This is a genomic window from Leifsonia xyli, assembly GCA_001647635.1.
Taxonomy (GTDB): domain Bacteria; phylum Actinomycetota; class Actinomycetes; order Actinomycetales; family Microbacteriaceae; genus Leifsonia; species Leifsonia xyli_A.
Genome location: CP014761.1, coordinates 3,043,252 through 3,062,965 on the forward strand (window position 1 = coordinate 3,043,252; position 19,714 = coordinate 3,062,965).

General features: G+C 70.0%; 16 protein-coding genes, 2 tRNA genes and 2 pseudogenes. 15 read left to right on the forward strand and 5 right to left on the reverse strand.

Translation table 11 applies throughout. The annotated features are described in order from the left end of the window. Positions 1 to 8 precede the first annotated feature (8 nt). From A0130_14955 to A0130_14965, 3 genes are all read left to right on the forward strand, one after another. Entirely contained in the window at positions 9 to 578 is a 570-nt protein-coding gene (locus tag A0130_14955; protein ANF32785.1) for a hypothetical protein, read from the forward strand. Between the two features lie 89 nt (positions 579 to 667). Further along, entirely contained in the window at positions 668 to 1,681 is a 1,014-nt protein-coding gene (locus A0130_14960; protein ID ANF32786.1) for an alkanal monooxygenase, read from the forward strand. Between the two features lie 85 nt (positions 1,682 to 1,766). Then, positions 1,767 to 2,360, forward strand: coding sequence for an FMN reductase (locus A0130_14965; GenBank protein ID ANF32787.1), 594 nt, complete (start codon positions 1,767 to 1,769; stop codon positions 2,358 to 2,360). A 49-nt stretch (positions 2,361 to 2,409) separates the two neighbouring features. On the opposite strand, the gene A0130_14970 is transcribed toward A0130_14965, so the two are convergent. The 3 genes and pseudogenes from A0130_14970 to A0130_14980 all read right to left on the reverse strand — a co-directional run bounded on the left by A0130_14970 (position 2,410) and on the right by A0130_14980 (position 6,042). Beyond that, positions 2,410 to 2,486 (reverse strand) — tRNA-Pro (locus A0130_14970). A gap of 54 nt (positions 2,487 to 2,540) precedes the next feature. After that, positions 2,541 to 3,521, reverse strand: coding sequence for a metallophosphatase (locus A0130_14975; GenBank protein ANF32788.1), 981 nt, complete (start codon positions 3,519 to 3,521; stop codon positions 2,541 to 2,543). Beyond that, a pseudogene (locus A0130_14980) lies at positions 3,521 to 6,042 on the reverse strand (penicillin-binding protein). Before A0130_14980 ends, A0130_14975 begins: the two are co-directional and overlap by 1 nt. A 248-nt stretch (positions 6,043 to 6,290) precedes the next feature. On the opposite strand from A0130_14980, the gene A0130_14985 reads away from it, so the two are divergent. Next, positions 6,291 to 6,761, forward strand: a complete 471-nt coding sequence (locus A0130_14985) for a LysR family transcriptional regulator (GenBank protein ANF32789.1) — start codon at positions 6,291 to 6,293, stop codon at positions 6,759 to 6,761. A 63-nt stretch (positions 6,762 to 6,824) separates the two neighbouring features. On the opposite strand, the gene A0130_14990 is transcribed toward A0130_14985, so the two are convergent. Then, a complete protein-coding gene (locus A0130_14990) occupies positions 6,825 to 8,774 on the reverse strand; it encodes an acetyl-coenzyme A synthetase (protein ID ANF32790.1) in 1,950 nt (649 codons plus the stop codon). Positions 8,775 to 9,111: 337 nt separating this feature from the next. Here A0130_14990 and A0130_14995 point away from each other — a divergent pair. The 5 genes and pseudogenes from A0130_14995 (at position 9,112) to A0130_15015 (ending at position 11,950) form a co-directional block, all read left to right on the forward strand. Next, a pseudogene (locus A0130_14995) lies at positions 9,112 to 10,097 on the forward strand (type II/type IV pathway secretion protein). Between the two features lie 59 nt (positions 10,098 to 10,156). Then, complete coding sequence (locus A0130_15000) at positions 10,157 to 10,999, forward strand: hypothetical protein (protein ANF33478.1); 843 nt, start codon at positions 10,157 to 10,159, stop codon at positions 10,997 to 10,999. 57 nt (positions 11,000 to 11,056) lie between these two features. Further along, positions 11,057 to 11,287 carry a hypothetical protein gene (locus tag A0130_15005; GenBank protein ANF32791.1) on the forward strand — a complete coding sequence of 77 codons (231 nt, stop codon included), beginning with the start codon at positions 11,057 to 11,059 and terminating at the stop codon, positions 11,285 to 11,287. Continuing rightward, positions 11,259 to 11,603 carry a hypothetical protein gene (locus A0130_15010; protein ID ANF32792.1) on the forward strand — a complete coding sequence of 115 codons (345 nt, stop codon included), beginning with the start codon at positions 11,259 to 11,261 and terminating at the stop codon, positions 11,601 to 11,603. The genes A0130_15005 and A0130_15010 overlap by 29 nt, the downstream gene beginning before the upstream one ends. A 35-nt stretch (positions 11,604 to 11,638) precedes the next feature. Then, positions 11,639 to 11,950 (forward strand): hypothetical protein, encoded by a 312-nt coding sequence (locus A0130_15015; protein ID ANF33479.1) that lies wholly within the window; start codon positions 11,639 to 11,641, stop codon positions 11,948 to 11,950. Between the two features lie 14 nt (positions 11,951 to 11,964). On the opposite strand, the gene A0130_15020 is transcribed toward A0130_15015, so the two are convergent. Then, positions 11,965 to 12,210: a hypothetical protein gene (locus A0130_15020; GenBank protein ANF32793.1), complete on the reverse strand. Its 246-nt coding sequence runs from the start codon at positions 12,208 to 12,210 to the stop codon at positions 11,965 to 11,967. 272 nt (positions 12,211 to 12,482) lie between these two features. On the opposite strand from A0130_15020, the gene A0130_15025 reads away from it, so the two are divergent. The 6 genes from A0130_15025 to A0130_15050 all read left to right on the forward strand — a co-directional run bounded on the left by A0130_15025 (position 12,483) and on the right by A0130_15050 (position 19,611). Beyond that, positions 12,483 to 15,302, forward strand: a complete 2,820-nt coding sequence (locus tag A0130_15025) for a DNA topoisomerase I (protein ANF32794.1) — start codon at positions 12,483 to 12,485, stop codon at positions 15,300 to 15,302. Then, the gene (locus tag A0130_15030) at positions 15,299 to 15,919 is read left to right on the forward strand and encodes a thymidylate kinase (protein ID ANF32795.1); all 621 of its coding nucleotides are present in this window, start codon (positions 15,299 to 15,301) and stop codon (positions 15,917 to 15,919) included. Before A0130_15025 ends, A0130_15030 begins: the two co-directional genes overlap by 4 nt. Positions 15,920 to 15,980: 61 nt before the next feature. After that, positions 15,981 to 17,171 carry a DNA polymerase III subunit delta' gene (locus A0130_15035; protein ID ANF32796.1) on the forward strand — a complete coding sequence of 397 codons (1,191 nt, stop codon included), beginning with the start codon at positions 15,981 to 15,983 and terminating at the stop codon, positions 17,169 to 17,171. After that, on the forward strand, positions 17,168 to 18,703 hold the full coding sequence (locus A0130_15040) for a peptidase (GenBank protein ANF32797.1): 1,536 nt from the start codon (positions 17,168 to 17,170) through the stop codon (positions 18,701 to 18,703). Before A0130_15035 ends, A0130_15040 begins: the two co-directional genes overlap by 4 nt. 40 nt (positions 18,704 to 18,743) lie before the next feature. Then, positions 18,744 to 19,454 carry a TetR family transcriptional regulator gene (locus tag A0130_15045; protein ID ANF32798.1) on the forward strand — a complete coding sequence of 237 codons (711 nt, stop codon included), beginning with the start codon at positions 18,744 to 18,746 and terminating at the stop codon, positions 19,452 to 19,454. Between the two features lie 81 nt (positions 19,455 to 19,535). Continuing rightward, positions 19,536 to 19,611 (forward strand) — tRNA-Thr (locus A0130_15050). Positions 19,612 to 19,714 lie beyond the last annotated feature (103 nt).

Here is a 19,714-nt window from a genome sequence, read left to right on the forward strand (position 1 = left end):
GCGGGCCGATGTTCAAGAAGATCGTGGCGGCTATCGCTGTGACCGCGGGGCTGCTGCTTGCGGCGCCTGCGGCGGCGAATGCCGTCCCCTACACCAAAGGCGCGGAATGCGCGTTCGATGCGAGCGTCGCGACCGCCGGTGGCACAGCCACCCTCATCTGCGTCCCGGGCACGTGGACGCCCGGCGAGGCCATCACCTGGACGGTGACCGGAGAGTCCGGCTCGGCGTTCAAGCTGGCCTCGTTCAGCACGGCGAAGAGCAGCCTCGCCTTCGTCAAGCACTCCAACGCGGACGGCAGCGACGTGCTGACGGTGAGCGTCCCGGCCTCGGCCACGGGCACCTACAGCTTCGTCGGCGTCGGCCAGACCAGCGGACACGAGTGCCCCGCGACCCTGACCATCCTGCCGGCCGACAGCGCCAGCACGGTCGTCGACCCGGGCAGCAGCAGCGGAGGACTCGCCCACACCGGGTCCGTCGTCGCCTCCTGGGCGGCTTGGATGGGCGGCTCGCTCGTCATCCTCGGCCTGATCGCCCTGGCGATCGTGGCCTGGGTGCGCAAGGTCAAGACCACGTCCTGACACCCCCAAGCACCACCCGAGACGATTCCCGGCCGGACCATCGAGGTCCGGCCGGGAATCGCCGTCTACGGACCTGCGTTGGGGATGGGGTGAGTACCAGCATCCCCCTCAACGTCCTCGACCTCGCCAGCCGTCCCGCCGGAGGCACCAACGCCGACGCCGTCGCCGGCACCGTCCGGCTCGCGCAGGAGGCGGAGCGCCTCGGCTACGGCCGGTTCTGGGTCGCCGAGCACCACGGGATGCCGGCCATCGCATCCAGCGCCCCCGCCGTCCTCATCGCCGGCGTCGCCGCCGCCACGGAGCGCATCCGCGTCGGCAGCGGCGGCGTCATGCTGCCCAACCACGCTCCGCTCGTGGTCGCCGAGCAGTTCGGCACCCTCCACGCCCTCTACGGCGACCGCATCGACCTCGGGATCGGCCGCGCGCCGGGCACCGACGGCGCCACGGCCATGGCCCTCCGCCGCAGCACCGAGGGCCTCGGCGTCGAGGACTTTCCGCAGCAGCTGCTCGACCTGTTCGGCTTCTTCTACGGCGGGATGAGCGACGCCAACCCCCTGCACGGCATCACCGCCGTCCCCGGACTCGGCGACGCGCCCCAGGTGTGGCTGCTCGGCTCCAGCGGCTACAGCGCTCAGGTCGCGGCCGCCCTCGGGCTGCCGTTCGCCTTCGCCCACCATTTCGCGGGCGAGAACACCGAGGCGGCCCTCGACCTGTACCGTTCGAAGTTCGAGCCCAGCGACATCCTCAGCGAGCCGCACACGATGATCGCCGTGAACGTCGTCTCCGACGAGGACCCGGAGATCGTGCGGGCGCAGTCGCTGCCCGGACAGCTGTCGTTCCTGCGCATGCGCCGCGGCCTCAAGCCCGAGCCGGTCAGCATCGAGGAGGCCCTGGCGTACGAGTTCACCCCGCTCGAGGAGGAGTTCATCGCGTCCCGCAACGCCCGCCAGGCGATCGGCACGCCGGACGAGGTGAAGGCCCGTCTGGACGCGCTGCTCGCGTCGACGCAGGCCGACGAGCTGATGATCTCGTCCGGCGCCGCGAGCGTGGAGGGCCGCATCCGCTCGCTCGAGATCGTCCGGGAGCTGTACCCCGCCGCATGACGGACCGTGACGGCGACCAGTGCGGTCGCCGTTACGCCCGGGTACCGTGGGCGCACATCCCGGAACCAACGCGAAGGCGGTACCCATGTCGCATCCACTGACCGTGGTCGGAGTGAGCGGAAGCCCCACCCACCCGTCCCGAACCACCGTGCTGGTGGACGAGGTCGCCCGCGCGTACGCGGAGGCGGCGGGCGGCGTCCACCGCACCATCCAGCTCGCGCCGCTCCTGCCGGAGCTCGGCGCCGGCCCGTTCCGCAACAGCCTCAGCCCCATCGTCACGGAGGCGCTGGAGGCCGTCGAGAACGCGGACATCCTCGTCGTCGGCTCCCCGGCCTACCGCGCCACGTACACGGGACTGTTCAAGCTGTTCTTCGACCACATCGGCCAGTACGCGCTCATCGACAAGCCGGTGGTGCTGACGGCGACCGGCGGCAGCGACCGGCACGCGCTGCTCGTGGAGCACCAGATGCGCCCGCTGTTCGGGTTCTTCCAGTCGCTCACGGTGCCGCTCGGCATCTACGCCAGCGAGAGCGACTTCGCCGACTATGCGATCCGCTCGGAGGACCTGCGCGAGCGCATCGACACCGCGGTGTCGCGGACCCTGCCGCTCATCCGGGCGAACATCGACCCGCAGGCGACCATCGCGCAGCGGGAGTTCGCGCGGCCGGACGCGTTCTGAGCGAAGCAAACAAGAAGGGCCGGAGCACGAGTGCTCCGGCCCTTCTCAGTGGTCGGGGTGACAGGATTTGAACCTGCGGCCTCTTCGTCCCGAACGAAGCGCGCTACCAAGCTGCGCCACACCCCGAAGGCCTCATCCAGGATACACGAGCGCGGGAGTGCTCATGACCACGGGCCGGGCTCAGACGGCGGCGGTCAGCGTGACCAAGGTCGCCTCCGGGCGGCACGCGAAGCGCACCGGCGCGTAGATCGACGTGCCGAGACCGGCGGACACGTTCAGGTAGGCCGAGCGGAACGCGTGCCGCCAGACGCTCAGGCCCTTCGCCTGGGCGCGCGGGATGTCGCAGTTCGTGACCAGCGCGCCGAAGCCCGGGACGCAGACCTGGCCGCCGTGCGTGTGCCCGGCGAAGATCATCGAGGCGCCATACGTGACGAACGCGTCCAGGACCCGGCGGTACGGGGCGTGCACGACGCCGATGGTGACCGCCTGGCGTTCCTTCCGCGGCCCGCCGTCCGGCCAGGTGTCGTCGTCGGAGAACGGGTCGTCCTCGCGCAGCTCGTCCAGCGCGCCCGGGATCGACTCGACCCGGTCGAACCGGATGTGCGGGTCGTCCACACCGAAGAACTCCAGGTGCGTCCCCCGGACCTCGAGCCCGGCCGCCCGGTTGTCGAGGTCGGTCCAGCCGAGGTCGGTGAAGAACGCGGTCAGCGCGGCCGTGTCGAGGCGCGGGGCGCTCGAGCCCTTCTTCTTCGACGGGCCGACCAGATACTTCAAGGGGTTCTTGAGCTGCGGGCCGAAGTAGTCGTTCGAGCCGTGGACGAAGACGCCCGGGATGCCGCGGAAGTCCTGGTACGCCGCACGCACGCCGTCGATCCCGCGCGCGTGGCCCAGCACATCCCCGGTCTCGACGATCAGGTCGGGCCGGAAGCGCGCCAGCGAGCGCACCCACTCCTGCTTGTCCCGCTGCCACGGCGCCATGTGCATGTCGGACAGGTGCAGGACGCGGATCGGTTCGGCGCCGGCCGGAAGCACCGGGACGCTGACCTCGCGCAGCGTAAAGGCCTTGCGCTCCACCAGCGAACCGTAGGCGAACGCCGCGGCGCCCGCGCCGGCCAGGAGGCCGAGCGCGGACGCCGCCGAACGCAGAGCTCTGCGCGCCACTAGCCGTTGGAGCCCGGTGTCGGCGGGGCGGAGGCCGCCGCGAGCGCGACGGTCACCTGCGTCCCCGGCTTGGCGGGAGCTCCACCGGCGGGATCCTGAGCCTGCACGATCGCGTCCGGGTTGTTGCCGCCCTGGGCTTTCACCTTGAAGCCCGCCGCGGTCAGCGCCGCCTGCGCCTCGGAGAACTTCTTCCCGACCACGTTCGGCACGGCGACGAGCGCGCCGTTGCTCGTGAAGATCGTGATCGCCGTCCCCTTGGGCACCTGGGTGCCGGCGGGCGGATCCGTCGAGGCGACCGTGCCGGCCGGTGCGACCGAGTCCTGCGGACCGCCGTCAGCCGAGTCGAGGCCGAGACCCGTGAGGATCGACTTCGCCTCATCCGGAGTCTTGCCGGTCAGGTCCGGCACGGCGACCTGGACACCGCGCGTCAGCTTGCTCGGCGGCTCCGGGAAGTCGTCGCCGCCGTACTTGCCGACCGCGGCGCTCATCATGGTGCGCATGACGGCGACACGGGCGCTGGCGGGGGAGGTGCCGTGCGTCGGGTAGACCTTGCGGAAGTCGACGTGGCCCTGCACGTTGCCCACCCAGTACGCGCCGGCGACCTTGGTCGTGGCAGCGACGAGCCAGAGCTGGTCGTTGTACTCGGTGGTGCCCGTCTTGCCGAGCATGTCCTTGCCGGTCCGGTTCATGCCGGCGGCGGTGCCGCCCTGCAGCGGTCCCATCAGCGCCTTGGCCATGGTGTTCGCCACTGCCGGGTCGACCGACTGGGTGCAGGCGCTCGCGGGCGGCTTCACGTCCTTGCCGTTGGCGTCCACGATCTTGTCGATCGCGATCGGGGTGCAGGTGAGGCCGTTGTTGGCGATGCCGGCGAACGCGGTCGCCATCGTCAGCGGCGCGATGTAGTTGGTGCCGAGGACGGCCGACGGGTTGGTCGACAGGTCCTCGCCCTTGGCGGTGTGCACACCGAACGCCTCGGCGTCCTTCTTGATCTCGCACAGGTCGAGCTGGCTCGCCATGCTGATGAACGCGGTGTTGATGGACAGCGTGGTCGCGCTCTGCGCGTTACGGATGCCCGTCTCACCGGAGGAGTCGTTCTGCGGCGTGTAGGTGCCGCCCCAGCCTCCCGTGCAGGAGTCCTTGAACGACCGGTAGGTGCGGATGTTCGCGTTCACCGGCTCGCTGAGGGAGTGTCCCTGCTTGAGCCACTCGGCGAGGGTGAACACCTTGTAGGTCGAACCCACCTGGAAGCCGCCGGACCCGCCGTACTTCTGATCGGTGGAGTAGTTGATCGAGGTGTACCGCGGGTCCGCGTTGAGGACGTCCGGATCCTGGCTGTACAGCTTGTTCTGCGCCATGTACAGCACGCGGCCCGTGCCGGGCTGCACACCGGTCAGCACGCCGCCGATGTCGGCGCGATCGTAGGTCGCCGGCACGTACGACTGGATGGTCTCCTCGGCCACCTGCTGCAGCTGCAGGTCGAGGGTGGTGTAGATCTTGTAGCCGCCGCGGTTCAGGTTGGACGCGCGGGTGTCCTCGTCGGCGCCGAAGGCGGGGTCGTTGAGGATGGTCTTCTGGACGTAGTCGCAGAAGTACGCCGAGCCGCCCGCGGTCTGGCAGCCGCGCTCCGACCGGGTGATCACCGGCTGGATCGGCGTCTTCACCGCCTCCTCGTACTGCGCCTTGGTGAGCTTCTTGTACTGGTACATCTTCTGCAGGATGTAGTCGCGGCGCTCTTTGTTCTTCGCGTAACCGTTGGCCGCGCCGTTGGTCTTCGACTCGGGGTCGTCGATCTTCAGGCTGGTCGGCTCGTTCACGATCGCGATCAGGCTGGCCGCCTGCGCCGGCGTCAGCGCGGCCGCGCTCGTGTTGTAGTAGTACTTCGCCGCCGCCTCGATGCCGTACACCGACCCGCCGAACCCGGCGATGTTGAGGTACCCGACCAGGATCTGGTCCTTGGTGTACTTCTTCTCCACACCGATCGCGTACTTCATCTCCTTGACCTTGCGGTCGGGGGAGACGCCGGTGGAGTCGGTGACGCACTGCTCGTACTTGGTCTTCTGCTCCTTGGTCTTCACCGGGAGCGCTTCGCACTTCTGCAGCAGCACGTTCTTCACGTACTGCTGGGTGATCGAGGAACCGCCCTGCACCCCGCCGCCGGCGACCGTCGAGAGCACACCGCGGACGGTGCCCTGGATGTCGACACCGCCGTGGCTGTAGAAGCGCGGATCCTCACCCGCGATCGCCGCATCCTTCGCGGCCTGGGAGATCTGGGCGAACGACACCGGGAGGCGGTTCTGGGAGTAGAACGTCGCCAGGGGCACATCCTGGTCGCCGTTCTTCGCGTAGATGGTGGTCGGCTGGGCAAGCTGGTCGACGTTCAGGTACTCCGGGAGGCCCTCGAACACGCCGATCGAGTTGTTGGCGGCCAAGCCGGTGACCGCGATCGCGGGGTGACGGCGGCGGTGACCAGAAGACCGGCCACGACGCTCATGCCGATGAAGGCACCGGCGGCACCGAGCACACCTCTAGCCTGTGGTTTTTGCGCAGACATAGGATCAGAGTAGGTGATCAACCTGTTAAAGACCCTCTACCTAGGAGCACGATGACGCGCTGGGAGTACCTGACCACGCCCCTGATGATCCACAACACCGCCGCCATCCTGAACAACTGGGGGTCGGAGGGATGGGAGCTCGTGCAGGTCGTGACCGGCCCGGAGGGTGGCCTCGTCGCCTACCTCAAGCGCCCGCTGACCGCTGAGGAGCAGGACTGATGGCCGACGTCGAAGCCCGCCTCGCCCAGCTCGGCATCACGCTGCCCGAGGTCGTCCCGCCGGTCGCGGCGTACACGCCCGCCGTGCTCGACGGCCACCACGTCTACACCTCCGGCCAGCTGCCGATGGTGTCCGGCGCACTGCCCGCGACCGGGAAGGTCGGCGAGGGCGACGGGCTCGTGTCCGCCTCGGACGCCAAGGAGTACGCCCGCATCTGCGCGCTCAACGCGCTGGCCGCGGCGAAGAGCGTCCTGGGCTCCCTGGACCGCGTCCGCCGGATCGTGAAGGTCGTCGGCTTCGTCGCGTCGGACCCTGCGTTCACCGGCCAGCCGGGCGTGATCAACGGCGCCTCCGAGGTGCTCGGCGAGATCTTCGGCGACGCCGGCGTGCACGCCCGTTCGGCTGTCGGGGTCGCGGTGCTGCCGCTGGACTCGCCGGTCGAGGTGGAGCTCATCCTCGCCGTCGACTGACGGCGGATGCGCGGAGGGGCGGTGCCGACCGGCACCGCCCCTCCGTCGTCTCAGGAGAGCCCCTCAGGAGAGCTTCGCCTGGATCGAGCTCATCACCGCCGTGTCCGCGAGCGTCGTCGTGTCGCCGACCTCGCGTCCCTCGGCCACATCCCGCAGCAGGCGCCGCATGATCTTGCCGGAGCGCGTCTTCGGCAGCTCGGTCACGATGAAGATGTCGCGCGGACGGGCGATCGCGCCGATCTGCTGGGCGACGTGCTTGCGCAGCTCCGCCGCCACATCCAGCGCGTCCGCCTTCTCGAGCTGGTTCTGCTTGATGATGACGAAGGCGACCACGGCCTGCCCGGTGGTCTCGTCGTTCGCACCCACGACGGCGGCCTCGGCCGTGAAGGGATGCGCGACCAGCGCCGACTCGATCTCCGCCGTCGAGAGGCGGTGGCCCGAGACGTTCATCACATCGTCCACGCGGCCCAGGAGCCAGATGTCGCCGTCGCTGTCGTAGCGCGCGCCGTCGCCGGCGAAGTACTTGTCGCCGAACTTCGACCAGTACGTCTCCTTGAAGCGCTCGGGATCGCCCCAGATGCCGCGCAGCATGCTCGGCCACGGCTCCGTGACGACCAGCAGGCCGCCCTGGTCCTTGCCGACCGGCGTGCCCGCCTCGTCGAGGATGTCGACCGAGATGCCCGGCAGCGGCACCTGCGCGCTCCCCGGCTTGAGCGTCGTGACGCCCGGGAGCGCCGAGATCATGATCGCGCCGGTCTCCGTCTGCCACCAGGTGTCGACGATCGGCGTGCTGTCGCCGCCGATGACCTCGCGGTACCACATCCACGCCTCGGGGTTGATGGGCTCTCCCACCGAGCCGAGCACGCGCAGGCTCGAGAGATCGAACTGCTGCGGGTGCTGGCGTCCGATCTTCATGAACGAGCGGATGGCCGTGGGCGCCGTGTAGAAGATCGACACCTTGTACTTCTCGATCAGCTCCCACCAGCGGCCCGGGTGCGGCGTCTCCGGCGTGCCCTCGTAGAGGACCTGCGTCGCGCCGTTGGCGAGCGGGCCGTAGACGACGTAGGTGTGGCCGGTGATCCAGCCGACGTCGGCGCTGCACCAGTAGACGTCGGACTCGGGGTGCAGGTCGAACACGTTCTTGTGCGTGAACGCCGCCTGCGTGAGGTAGCCGCCGGAGGTGTGCAGGATGCCCTTGGGCTTGCCCGTGGTGCCCGACGTGTAGAGGATGAACAGCGGTTGCTCGGCGGGGAACGCCTTCGCGGTGTGGTCGGCGTCCACGAGCGCGATCTCGTCGTGCCACCACAGGTCGCGGCCCTCGGTCCAGGCCACCTCGTTCTCGCCGCGCTTGACGACGAGCACGTGCTCGACCGTGCTCGCCTCGCCGGTGAGCGCCGCATCCACGGCGTCCTTGAGCGGGAAGACGCGGCCCTTGCGCCAGCCGCCGTCGGCCGTGATGACGAGCTTCGCCTCGGCGTCGTCGATGCGCGAACGCAGGCTCTCGGCGCTGAAGCCGCCGAAGACGACGGAGTGGATGGCGCCGAGGCGCGCCACCGCGAGCATCGCGATGACGGCCTCCGGGATCATCGGCAGGTAGATCGCGACGCGGTCGCCGGCGCGGATGCCGAGGCTGGTGAGCAGGTTGGCCGCCTTCTTGACCTCAGCCGTGAGCTCGGCATAGGTGAGCGTGCGGGTGTCTCCGGGCTCACCCTCCCAATGGATCGCGACCCGGTCGCCGTTGCCCGCCAGGACGTGCCGGTCGAGGCAGTTGTAGGCCACGTTGAGCTCTCCGTCGTCGAACCACTTCGCGAAGGGAGGCTCGCTCCAGTCGAGCGTGCGCGTGAACGGCGTGTGCCAGTGGAGCAGGTCGCGCGACTGGTCCGCCCAGAAACCCAGGCGGTCGGCGGCGGCGCGCTCGTACAGCTCGGCGTTCGCGACAGCGTTCGCGACGAAGTCGTCGCTCGGCGGGAACCGGCGTGCCTCGTGGAGCAGGTTGTCGATTGTGTTGCTCATGGGGAGTCTTTTCGCTCCTTTGCGATGCGGTCGATACGGGTCGTGGCGCGACAATGCCTGACTCTACAACCTGCCGGGGAGGCGGCCCCAGGAGACTTGCGTTTGCATCGAATCTGCGTAAACTGGTCCCCGGCCGAATGTAAATTCGTGCGTGCGGCGCAATCGATTCCCCCCAATCCTGCGCCGCAGTGGCCGCACCTGTTCCCCCCAATAGGTGCGGCCCCCCTTTTTTAACCGGCTGACGCCTGAGTTGTGCACAGCGGGGGCGCTTCTCGCGTTATCCACGGATCTCGATGCACGTGCTCATCTGAGCGGTCGCGCTTTCTAGCGTCGTCCTATGACCGATGCACCAGCGACCTCTGCCCCCTCCGACGAGCCCGGGCTCTGGCGGACTTTCGGGCGGCTCACGCCGTACCTCCTGAGACCAGGCGTCACCGATCTGTTCGTGACGGGAACCGGTGAGCTGTGGTCGGACGGTCCTCCGCACGGGCTCCGGCGCGAGGACGGCTGGTGCGCCGACGCCGGTGAGGCCCGATCGCTCGCGATCCGCCTGATCGCCGCGGGCGGGCGTCACATCGACGAGGCGACTCCGTTCGTCGATGTCCGCCTGCGCGGGGAGTGCGCGTCCATGCCGTCCTCCCGCCGATCTCGACCGGCGGAGCCCTGCTGTCCATCCGGGTGCCACCGCGCGCTCAACCGACCCTCGACGAACTCGTCGCCGCCGGAGGGATGCGCCCACCCGACGGCGACCGGCTGCTGCGCGCGGTCCGTGCCCGGACCAACCTGCTGATCACCGGCGCGGGCGGGGCCGGGAAGACCACCCTGCTGGCCGCCCTCCTCGCGACCGCGCCGGCGCACGAGCGGATCGTCGTGATCGAGGATGTCGCGGAGCTCCGCATCCCGCACCCGCACGTGGTCGGGCTCGAGACGCGGCAGCCCAACCTGGAAGGCGCCGGCGGCGTCGACCTGCGCCGTCTGGTGCGCGAGGCGCTCCGGATGCGTCCCGACCGGCTGGTCCTCGGTGAGTGCCGTGGCGAGGAGGTGCGCGACCTGCTCGGCGCCCTCAACACCGGGCACGACGGGGGCGCGGGAACCCTGCACGCCAATTCGCTCGACGACGTCCCGGCCCGGCTGGAGGCGCTCGGCGCGCTCGCCGGTCTCGACGACCGCGCGCTCGCGCGGCAGGCGGTGAGCGCGATCGGGCTGGTGGTGCACCTCGAGCGCGACGGCCCCGTGCGGCGGGTGGGCGGGTTCGGGAGGTTGCGCGTCGCTCCGGATGGACGGCTGGCGATCGGGCGCGTGGAGCACGGGGATACGTCGTGAGCCGGCCGAAGGCGGGTGAGGCCGCCGACGGCACCGCCGCTCTGACCGAGTCGTTGGCGGTGCTGCTGGATGCGGGGCTGAGTCCGCGATCGGCGTGGGGCGCCGTGGCCTCCCAGGGCGAAGACCGGATCGCGCGCGGAGTTGTGGGCGCTCTGGCGTCGCGGACCTCCTGCGCCCAGGCGGTGCGCGAGGTGGCGACGACCGACGACCTCCGGGCCGTCGCCGCGGCCTGGCTGGTCGCGGAGCGGGCGGGCTCACCCCTCGGGCAGAGCCTGCGTGCGATCGCGGAGACGGTCCGGGACGTGGCCGAAGCGGATCGGGAGGCCGAGGTGGCGCTCAGCGGCCCGCGCGCCACTGCGCGGCTGGTGTCCTGGCTGCCCGCTGTCGGCGCCCTGCTGTCCCTCGCGCTCGGAGCGGACATCGTCGGTGCAGTGACCTCGACCGCCGGCGCCGTGGCCGTCGCGCTCGGACTGGCGCTCATGCTCGCCGGCCGATGGTGGATGCGGGCCCTGTTGCGCCGCAACCGCGCGCGGCGGGCCATTCCCGGTCTCGCCGAGGAGCTGGTCGCTGTCTCGCTCGCGGGCGGTTCGTCCGCCGCGTCGGCGCTCGAGGCCGCTCACCGAGCGGCCGGCGAGTCCGGGCTGCCGGCGCTCGACGACGGTTCGGTCCGCGGCATCCTCGACCTCGCTGCGTCGGCCGGCGCGCCCGCCGCCGAGCTCCTCACCGCGTCGGCGCGCCAGCAGCGCCGGGCGGCGCGTGCCGAGGCGCGGCAGTCCGCCGCGACGCTCGGCGTGCAGCTCATGGTGCCGCTCGGTGTCTGTGTGCTGCCGAGCTTCCTCCTGCTCGCGGTGGCGCCCCTGGTGCTGTCGCTGTTGTCGTCCACAACCGCGGGCCTTGCATGAGTTCTCCACAGATTCCAGCTTCGACCTCCGGCCGCGGAAGCCGTTGCGAAGGATGGAATCACACGACGGAAAGGAATCGACATGGAACACACGACCGCATGCTTGCGACGCTCAGGGCGGCGGATGGCGGCCCGGCTGAGGGGAGACCGCGGGGCGGCCACGGCCGAGTACGCCATCACGATCCTGGCGGCTGTCGGCTTCGCCGGCGTCCTCGTCGCGCTCCTGAAAGGCGACGAGGTCAAGGCGATCCTCTCCGACCTTGTGCACCGTGCACTGGCCGGAGGGTGACCGTGGAAGCGTCAGCGCGGAGTTCGCCGTCGCGCTTCCAGCCGTGCTGGGGTGCCTCGCGGTGTGCGTCGGCGGCATCTGCGGGGCGGCTCAGTACGGCGCACTCGCCGGAAGCGCGGCGGTCGCCGCCCGACAGGCGGGGCGGGGAGATGTCGTGGGAGGAGCCGGAGCGCCGGCCGGTGCCGATTTCGGAATCGAACGCGAAGGAGGAGTCGTATGCGTCAGGTCGACGGCGTCGGACGACGCGGCGCTGAGCCGGCTCGGGATCCGGCTGAGCGCCCGGGCGTGCGCGCTCGACGAGAGCGTTACACCGTGAGGCCCAGCTGGCGGGACGACACCGGCTCCGGCTCGGTGCTCGCGCTGGGGATGGTCTGTGCCATGGTGACGGTTGCCGGCGGGGCCCTGACCGTGGTCGGCGCGAGCGCCGCACAGGCACGCGCGGCGGCTGCGGCCGATCTCGCCGCCCTGGGCGCAGCGGATGCCGCCTCGGGGCGCGTCAGCGGGGTACCGTGCGACGCGGCTGGACGAGTGGCAGAGGCCAACGGCGCCGCGCTGTCGTCGTGCGATCAAGCGGAGACGGTCGTCAGTGTCACTGCGACGACCCCGTACCTGGTGTGGCGCGCCACGGCATCCGCGCGCGCCGGACCGCCGGACGCGCGGTGACCGCGGCGGGCGGGTCAGTCGAAGACGGTCTCCAGATAGCGGTACGAGACCGCGGTCGGCTGGCGGCCGTGGCCGTCGTCAGACGCGTACTCCAGCTCGGTGCCGGAGGCGCGGACGTAGAGGTAGTGCTTCGAGCCGGCAGGCGCCGAGATCTCCAGACGGGGGCGGGCATCTCCGGAGTCCAGGAAGCCGGTCGAGATGGTCTTGCCCTCGAGGGGGCCATCGATCAGTTTGGCGGTGTACGTCATTGTCGTTGCCATGCTGACATCATCCTCCCCGGACCGGGCGTCGGAAAGGGGTCCGGGCGTCTCCGGGCGGCCGCCCGTCGGTGAAGGAAGAACTGCGCCCACGGCGAACGACGTGGGCTCGATTAGGCGGATGAGCGGCGAAGGTGTGTATGGTTTGCCTGTCGGACGACGGATCACGCTTGACGCGGACCGACGCCGCCGGGGGAGCGCGCCACACCCGTCCAGTCGTGGACGTCGCCGTCAGCTGTGGACGACACAGCGAGTGCATATATAAGAGGAGTCACGTGCCCGACACGAAGAAGCTCGTCATCGTCGAGTCGCCGAACAAGGTGAAGTCCATCGCCCAGTACCTGGGCGACGGCTACGAGGTCATGGCCTCGGTCGGGCACATCCGCGACCTCATCGAGCCGAAGAACCTGCCCCCGGAGCTCAAGAAGGGCTCGCTCGGCAAGTTCTCCGTCGACGTCGAGAACGAGTTCGAGCCCTACTACGTCGTCTCCGATCAGAAGAAGAAGACGGTCGCCGACCTCAAGCGCGCCCTCAAGAACGCCGACGAGCTCCTCCTCGCGACGGATGAGGACCGCGAAGGAGAGGCGATCGCCTGGCACCTGGTCGAGGTGCTGAAGCCCAAGGTGCCTGTCAAGCGGATGGTGTTCCACGAGATCACCCGCGAGGCCATCGAGAAGGCCCGCGACAACACCCGCGAGATCGACACCGCGCTCGTCGACGCCCAGGAGACGCGCCGCATCCTCGACCGCCTCTACGGCTACGAGGTGTCGCCGGTGCTCTGGCGCAAGGTCGGTCCCGGCCTCTCCGCCGGGCGCGTGCAGTCCGCCGCCACCCGGCTGGTGGTCGACCGGGAGCGCGAGCGCCTCGCGTTCGTCCCGGCCTCCTACTGGGGGCTCACCGCTCGCCTCGCGCCCGAGGACGCCAACGCCTTCGAGGCCCGGCTGGCCCGGCTCGACGGCACCCGCGTGGCCACCGGACGCGACTTCGACGACCACGGACGTCTGACCTCCGACGCCCGGACCCTCGACGAGGCCGCGGCGACGACGCTCGCCGAGGCGGTCCGCGCCCCCAGCACGGTCGTCGCCGTGTCCAAGGTCGACTCCAAGCCGTACTCGCGGCGCCCCGCGGCGCCGTTCACCACCTCGACGTTGCAGCAGGAGGCGGCGCGCAAGCTCCGCTTCTCCGCGCGGCAGACGATGAGCGTCGCGCAGTCGCTGTACGAGAACGGCTACATCACCTATATGCGAACCGACTCCGCGTCGCTGTCGCAGCAGGCGACGAACGCAGCGCGTGCGCAGGCCGCCAAGCTCTACGGTCCCGAGACGGTGCCGGACAAGCCCCGCACCTATGCGTCGAAGAGCAAGAACGCCCAGGAGGCGCACGAGGCGATCCGGCCGTCCGGCGAGACGTTCCGCACGCCGGCCGAACTCGAGCGATCGCTCCGTGGGCCGGAGCTGCGGCTCTACGACCTCATCTGGAAGCGGACCGTCGCCTCGCAGATGGCCGACGCCAAGGGGCAGACCGCATCCGTCACCGTCGAGGCGCGGATCACCGAGGGACCGCTCGACGGCACAGTCGCCGAGTTCACCGCGAGCGGCACGGTCATCACGTTCCGCGGCTTCCTCAACGCGTACGAGGAAGGCAAGGACGAGGAGCGCAACGCGTCCGAGTCCGCCGAGGCCAAGCTGCCGCCGCTCTCCGAGAAGCAGCCCCTGAGCGTGCAGGACGTCGCGGCCGACGGGCACGAGACCACCCCGCCGCCTCGCTACACCGAGGCCAGCCTGGTGAAGTCGCTCGAGGAGCTGGGGATCGGCCGTCCGTCGACATTCGCGAGCATCATCTCGACCATCATCGACCGCGGCTACGTCACGCAGCGGGGTCAGGCGCTGGTCCCGAGCTGGGTGGCGTTCTCGGTCGTCCGGCTGCTGGAGGACTACTTCGGCGACCTGGTGCAGTACGACTTCACCGCCGAGATGGAGGACGACCTCGACCGCATCGCCGACGGCGAGGCCGAGCGCGTCGACTGGCTGAACAGCTTCTACTTCGGCAGCGGCAAGCACAAGGGGCTCCGTCGCGTCATCGACAACCTCGGTGAGATCGACGCCCGCAGCATCAACTCGATCACCATCGACGACGGGGTGACGCTCCGCATCGGCAAGTACGGGCCGTACCTCGAGGTCGCCGAGCCCGACGCTGCTCCGGACGCGACCCCGCGGCGGGTCAACATCCCGCCGGAGCTGGCGCCCGACGAGCTCACGCCCGCGAAGGCGCGCGAGCTGATCGACGCGCCGGTGCAGACCGACCGCGTCCTCGGGACCAACCCCGAGAACGGCAAGCTGGTCCTCGCCAAGGACGGGCGATTCGGTCCGTACGTGACCGAGGCCGATCCCGAGGACGAAGGTACCGTCGACTCCGCGACGGGCGAGGTGAGCGAGCCGGCCAAGAAGCCGAAGAAGTCCGCCGAGAAGCCGCGCACCGCGTCGCTGTTCAAGTCCATGGATCTCGCGACCCTCGACCTCGACACGGCACTCAAGCTGCTCGGTCTTCCGCGCGTCGTGGGCGCCGACCCCGAGAGCGGGGACGAGATCCAGGCGCAGAACGGCCGTTACGGGCCCTACCTGAAGAAGGGCACGGACACGCGGTCGCTGCCGAGCGAGGACGACATCTTCGATGTCGACCTGGCAGGCGCGCTCGAGCTGTTCGCTCAGCCGAAGTACGGCAACCGCCGGGCGTCCAGCGCGCTCAAGGAGTTCGACGCCGACCCGGTCAGCGGCAAGCCGATCCGGATCAAGGACGGCCGCTTCGGAGCCTACGTGACGGACGGCGAGACCAACGCGACGATCCCGCGCGGCGAGACGGTGGACGAGGTCGACTTCGATCGGGCGGTCCAGCTGCTCGCCGACAAGCGCGCCAAGGGCCCGGCCAAGAAGCCGGCCCGGAAGACGGCCGCCAAGACGACTACAGCGAAGGCGAGCACGGCCAAGGCGAAGACGGCGACGAAGACGACCGTGGCCAAGACCACCGCGGCCAAGAAGCCGGCGGCCGCGAAGTCGGCGACGACCCGATCGGCGGCCGCGAAGAAGTCCGCCGAGTGACCGGCGGCCTCTTCATCACCCTCGAGGGCGGGGACGGCACGGGCAAGTCGACCCAGGCCGCCCTGCTCGAGGAGTGGCTCACGGGCCTCGGGCGGACCGTCGTGCGCACCCGCGAGCCGGGAGGCACCGACGCGGGCGTCGAGATCCGCGAGATCGTCCTGCACCACCGCGGCGACATCGCTCCGCGCGCCGAAGCGCTGCTCTACGCGGCCGACCGAGCGCACCACGTCGCCACCGTCGTCCGCCCGGCGCTCGCGCGCGGCGAGGTCGTCCTGCAGGACCGCTACCTCGACTCGTCCGTCGCGTACCAGGGTGCCGGTCGGGTGCTGGATGCCGACCAGATCCGCGAGCTCTCGCTCTGGGCGGCTGAGGGTCTGCTGCCGGATCTCACCATCCTGCTCGACCTCGACGAGGACGCCGCCCGCGCCCGACTCGACGCCTCGCGCACGCGTTACGACCGGCTCGAGGCGGAGCGGTCCGACTTCCACGCACGGGTCCGCGCGGCCTACCTCCGCCTCGCCGAGGCCGAGCCCGAGCGGTTCCTGGTCGTCGACGCCGGCCGTCCAGTGGACGAGATCGCCGCCGACATCCGCGACCGTCTCGCGGGCCGGGTCTGACTTATCCACCGAAGGCCAACGCGGGCACGAGGTGTCCGCGGTGCCAGCTAGCCTGGAGAGCATGACGGTCTGGGACGAGCTCACGGGGCAGGACGACGCGATCGCGATCGTCCGCGCCGCCGCAGAGGGCTCGGAGACCGCTGCGAACGGCGCGAGCACCTCGCGCAGCATGACGCACTCGTGGCTGATCACCGGGCCGCCCGGCTCTGGGCGCTCCAACCTCGCCTACGCCTTCGCCACGGCGCTGCTCAGCCCGGGGACACCCGAGGGCGACCTCGCCACTCGCCGCCAGGTCGAGGCGCGCACACACCCTGATCTCGCGGTCCTCAGCACGGAGCGCGTCATCATCTCCATCGACGAGGTCCGCTCGCTGGTCGCGAGCTCGCAGTTCTCACCCTCGGTCGGCCGCTACCGCGTCATGGTCATCGAAGACGCCGACCGGATGACGGAACGCACCTCCAACGTCCTGCTCAAGGCGCTGGAGGAACCGCCGGAGCGAACGGTGTGGATCCTGTGCGCGCCGAGCGATGCAGACCTGCTGCCCACGATCCGGTCCCGCGTCCGGACCGTCCGCCTTCGGGTCCCGAGCGTGGCTGACGTCGCGGAGCTCATCCAGCGCCGCGACGGCGTCGACGCCGACACCGCGGAACGCGCCGCCCGGCACGCGCAGAGTCACATCGGCATGGCGCACCGCCTGGCAACCCACGAGGAGGCACGCCGCCGCCGGGAGCAGACGCTGGAGCTGGCGCTGGGCATCCGGTCGGTGTCCGACGCGGTGCTCGCGGCCGCCACGCTGCTCGAGATCGCCGGGGCCGACGCGAAGGCGATCACCGAGGAGCGGGATGCGGAGGAGCGGGAGCACGCGCTCCGCTCGCTCGGCATCGAGCCGGGTGGAACCATTCCGCCCGCTCTGCGCGGACAGCTGCGCCAGCTCGAGGAGGACCAGAAGCGGCGCGCGACGCGCAGCCTTCGCGACGGCATCGACCGCATCCTCGTCGACCTCCTCTCCCTGTACCGCGATGTGATGATGCTGCAGCTCGGCAGCGACAGCGAGCTCGTCAACCGCGAGCTGCGGCGCGAGCTCGACGCTCTCAGCACCCACACGACTCCGGCCACTACGCTCGCCGCGATGGACGCCGTCACCACGGCGCGTGAGCGCATCGACGGCAACGTCGCCCCGGCCTTGGCGCTCGAGGCCATGCTGACCACGATCCTGCGCGGAGCGAACGCGCGGAAAGGGACCGACCTGTGACCTCCCGGAGCGCCGCCCGCACCGCCGTGATCGCCATCGCCGCCGTCCTTGCACTGACGTTGACGGGATGCGTCACCTGGTTCCTGCCGTCGAAGGCGTCGACGAGCTCCACCCCGGCACCGGAGAAGGTCTCCGCGGCGCTCGCGCCGTTCTACGACCAGATCCTGACCTGGAAGTCGTGCGACGGCGGAAAGCAGTGCGCGATGGCGAAGGCGCCGCTCGACTGGAAGGACCCCGGCAAGGGGCAGATCGAGCTCGCGCTCATCCGCCAGCCGGCGAAGGGCACCAAGCAGGGGTCGCTGCTGACCAACCCCGGAGGTCCTGGCGCGTCCGGATTCGACTTCGTCAAGGACTCGGTCGACTTCGTCGCCGACGCCACCCTGCAGGACCACTTCGACATCGTCGGGTTCGACCCGCGCGGGGTCGGCCGCTCGACCGCGGTGAAGTGCTACGACGCGAAGCAGATGGACCAGTACCTCTACGGCATCACGCCGGGTGAGCGCGGGTCCGACCAGTGGATCGCCGAGAACACCACGGTGGCGAAGGACTTCGGAACGGCCTGCCAGAAGAACACCGGCGCGCCGCTCCCCGAAGTCGACACCGTCAGCGCTGCACGCGACCTCGACCTCTTGCGCGCGACCCTCGGCGACAAGAAGCTCAACTACCTCGGCTACTCCTACGGCACCTACCTGGGCGCGGTGTACGCGGGTCTCTACCCGGGAAAGACCGGCCGGCTCGTCCTCGACGGCGCGCTCGACCCGGCGGCCAGCAACTTCGAGGTCACCCAGGTGCAGGCGAAGGGCTTCGAGAGCGCGCTGCGCGCCTATCTCAAGAGCTGCCTGACGCAGAAGGACTGCCCGTTCGACGGCACGGTCGACGACGCCATGAACACGATCGCGCAGCTGCTCGCGTCGGTCGACAAGAGTCCGATCCGCAACTCCGACGGCCGCGAGCTCGGCGCGAACACCCTGGTCACCGCGATCATCACGCCGCTCTACGATGCGACCGCGTGGTCGTACCTCGACAAGCTGTTCGAGTCGGTCATGCAGGGGAGCGCCTCGGTCGCGTTCACGCTCGCCGACACGTACAACGACCGCAATGCCGACGGCACCTACTCCGACAACTCGACGGAGGCCTTCGTCGCGATCAACTGCCTCGACTACAGCTACGACGCCGACCCGGCGACCATGCGGGCACAGGCGGCTCAACTCGCGAAGGCCGCGCCGGTCATCGGCCCGTACATGGCGTACGGCGACATCGGCTGCGCGAACTGGCCGTACAAGACCAGCGTGCAGCGCGGACCGATCTCCGCGGACGGCTCGGCGCCCATCCTCGTCGTCGGCACGACCAACGACCCGGCGACCCCCTACGTGTGGGCGAAGAACCTTGCGTCCGAGCTGCAGAACGGCCACCTTCTGACCTATAAGGGCGAGGGACACACCGCCTACAACAAGTCGAACTCGTGCGTGAACGGCGCTGTCGACGACTATCTCGTCCACGGGACGGTCCCGGCCGACGGCACCACCTGCTGACGAGTGGTGCAATTTTGCAGACAATGAAATAATCGGTTCCGTGTCTTCTCCGGCCACCGAATCCACACTCAACGAGTTGGGCCTCCGCGAGCGCAAGCGCATCGCCACCAAGCGCGCGATCCAGCTCGCCGCGGTCGAGCTCGCGAGCGAGCGCGGCTTCGATCGCGTCACCATCGACGAGATCAGCCACGTCGCCAACGTGTCGCCGCGGACGTTCTTCAACTACTTCCCGTCGAAGGAATCCGCGATCATCGGCGAGCTCCCCGAACTGCCGGACGAGCAGAGCATCGACCGCTTCGTGACCGCTGGGCCGGAGGAGCCGATCCTCGACGGGATCAGCACGCTGCTGGTCGCCGCCATCGACCTCGGGGACACGAGCGGGGACACGCGCGGCGAGACCGGCGCGGAGCCGGACGGCGCCGACCCCGCGAGCATGCAGCGCCTGCATACGATGCGGCGCGCGCTGCTGAAGGACAACCCCGAGCTCTTCGCCCTGCGCATGGCCAGCATGCACAAGTTCGAGGACGCGCTCAGCGGCATCGTGCAGCGCCGGCTGGCCCATGACGATCCCGAGCTCGTGGACGACCCCGAGACGCTGCACCAGCGCGCACGCCTCGTCACCTACGTCGCCTTCGCGGGAATGCGGCACGCCTGGTCGTGCTGGGCCGATCACGGCGGCGTCGAGCCGCTGTCCGACCGGCTGCGCAGCTCCTTCCAGCAGCTCTCCGCGCTCGGCACGCAGGTTCGCTGAGACCGGACCCCAGCTGGTCGTCACCAGGCCGCCGGATCGGGTAAGCTATCTGACTGTGCGTCGAGCGGAAGCCCGGCCCACGCCGCCCTAGCTCAGTCGGCAGAGCATCTCACTCGTAATGAGAAGGTCAAGGGTTCGATTCCCTTGGGCGGCTCCATCAGCCCCGATCGGTCCCGATCGGGGTTTTTTCTTCGCCGTGGCCGCGAAAACGGCGTAGCCTGAGCAAAAGATGAGATTCTATCAAATCTGTTGAGGCTGCT

Bases quoted from the DNA above. Each gene is read 5' to 3' on its own strand.
- A0130_14955 (ANF32785.1), top strand. From the start codon at position 9: ATGTTCAAGAAGATCGTGGCGGCTATCGCTGTGACCGCGGGGCTGCTG.
- A0130_14985 (ANF32789.1), top strand. From the start codon at position 6,291: ATGGCCGACGTCGAAGCCCGCCTCGCCCAGCTCGGCATCACGCTGCCC.
- A0130_15035 (ANF32796.1), top strand. From the start codon at position 15,981: ATGACGGTCTGGGACGAGCTCACGGGGCAGGACGACGCGATCGCGATC.
- A0130_15020 (ANF32793.1), bottom strand. From the start codon at position 12,210: ATGGCAACGACAATGACGTACACCGCCAAACTGATCGATGGCCCCCTC.
- A0130_14990 (ANF32790.1), bottom strand. From the start codon at position 8,774: ATGAGCAACACAATCGACAACCTGCTCCACGAGGCACGCCGGTTCCCG.
- A0130_14965 (ANF32787.1), top strand. From the start codon at position 1,767: ATGTCGCATCCACTGACCGTGGTCGGAGTGAGCGGAAGCCCCACCCAC.